This window comes from Chryseobacterium sp. 2TAF14, from assembly GCF_052115105.1.
GTDB lineage: Bacteria > Bacteroidota > Bacteroidia > Flavobacteriales > Weeksellaceae > Chryseobacterium.
This window is the reverse complement of record NZ_JBFRGA010000295.1, coordinates 1-2,130: the sequence shown is the minus strand read 5'-3', so window position 1 is coordinate 2,130 and position 2,130 is coordinate 1. Positions and strand designations below refer to the sequence as shown.

Annotated in this window: 2 protein-coding genes; one reads left to right on the top strand and one right to left on the bottom strand. The window is 34.7% G+C overall.

Annotated features, from left to right (window positions below; all coding sequences use genetic code 11):
- On the bottom strand, positions 1-256 hold a 256-nt coding region (locus AB4Y90_RS17665; protein WP_441558876.1), incomplete at its 3' end, for a hypothetical protein.
- A gap of 244 nt (positions 257-500) precedes the next feature.
- On the opposite strand from AB4Y90_RS17665, the gene mobC reads away from it, so the two are divergent.
- Positions 501-2,130 (top strand): conjugal transfer protein MobC (mobC, locus tag AB4Y90_RS17660; protein ID WP_441558875.1); only part of this gene is annotated, 1,630 nt, incomplete at its 3' end.

Sequence of the window (2,130 nt, the reverse complement as noted above, 5' to 3'; positions counted from 1 at the left end):
CCTCATCGGTAATTTTATTATATTCTTTTTGTAAATCTGCTTTCAAGCTTGAAAATGCTGCACTCGAAGCTGTTAATTTAAATTTATACTGAAAACGCAAATGTTTATTTCCACTAATCATTTCTCCATCAATCCCCCCATCCTTTCCAGGTGCACTGTATGGAATAGAATGATGACCAAACTCAAAGTAAATTAAAGAATTGCAAAAACGAGTAAAAATATCTGGATTATAAAGAGACCAATCGATTGCCTTCATTGAGAGTCAAAATTATTATAATGGCTTAAATTTATAAAATATATATTGAATATTTAACCATGATTTTGATTACAAAGGATATAACATATAGATTTACCTTATAGATAATAATATCTTAAATTCTTCCAATTTACATACTGTTCCTTTAATAAATGATCAAAAGTCAATGTCGGTCAAATACTACCTATAATGGCAAATAAGTATCTACAGAATTTTAATCTTTTATTTATGCATTTAAAAAGATATGCAGGGAGAAGACGATTTAAGAGGTCTTGCCAAGATCATGGCATTTATGAGAGCGGTAAGCGTTATTTTAGTGCTAATGCATTTTTATTGGTTTTGTTATGGATTTTTCTCAGAACGCAACTGGACCTTAGAACTCATCAATAAAATACTCCAAAATTTAAATAAGACTGCAGGACTTTTTTCTTATAACATCTACTCAAAACTGTTCGCAATTGTATTGTTGGGTTTGAGCTGTCTGGGTACAAAAGGTGTAAAGAATGAGAAGATCACCTGGAAAAAGATCGGCATTACCTTTTCGGTCGGTTTTGTACTATTCTTTATAAATTCATTCCTTCTCCATCTTACGACAAGATTTACAACAATACTTTATATCGCAACAACCGGAATGGGATATATTTTCCTCATGCAATCAGGGGTTTGGATAAGCCGTTTGCTTAAGACAAATTTAATGACCGACGTTTTCAACAGCGAAAATGAAAGCTTTCAGCAGGAAACAAAATTACTATACAATGAGTATTCAATTAACCTTCTCACAAAGTTCTATTATAGAGGACATTGGCATCAGGGATGGATTAATGTCGTCAATCCTTTTCGTGCCACTATTGTCTTAGGGACACCGGGTTCAGGAAAATCATACGCCGTTGTTAACAACTATATCAGGCAGCACATAGAAAAAGGATTCTCAATGTATATCTATGATTTTAAATTTGATGATTTGTCCACCATTGCCTACAACCATCTTTTAAATCATTCAGATGTTTACAAAATAAAGCCAAAATTTTATATCATCAATTTTGACGACCCAAGAAAAAGCCATCGATGCAATCCTTTAAATCCGGATTTTATGACAGACATTTCTGATGCTTACGAAGCGGCATATACGATCATGCTGAATTTAAACAGAAGCTGGATACAAAAGCAGGGAGATTTCTTTGTTGAAAGTCCGATTATCCTTTTAGCAGCGATCATCTGGTTTTTAAAAATTTATGAAAATGGGAAATACTGTACATTTCCACACGCGATTGAACTGCTGAACAAGAAATATGAAGAGGTCTTTACGATATTAACCTCATATTCTGAGTTGGAAAATTACCTATCTCCTTTTATGGATGCCTGGCAGGGTGGTGCTCAGGATCAGCTGCAAGGGCAAATTGCCTCAGCAAAGATTCCTTTATCAAGAATGATCTCGCCGCAACTGTATTGGGTGATGACTGGGGACGACTTTTCTTTGGATATTAATAACCCGCAAGAACCCAAAATTTTATGTGTCGGAAACAATCCTGATCGCCAGAACATCTATTCTGCAGCACTGGGGCTTTATAATTCAAGGATTGTTAAGCTGATCAATAAAAAAGGACAGTTGAAAAGCTCAGTGATAATCGACGAGCTGCCAACGATTTATTTCAGAGGATTGGATAATCTGATTGCTACCGCTCGTAGTAACAAAGTTTCTGTCTGTCTTGGGTTTCAGGATTTCTCACAATTGACAAGAGATTATGGTGATAAAGAAAGTAAAGTCATTCAAAATACAGTTGGCAATATCTTTAGTGGTCAGGTTGTTGGTGAAACAGCTAAAGCATTATCGGAAAGGTTTGGAAAAGTATTACAAAAAAGACAGAGTATATCCA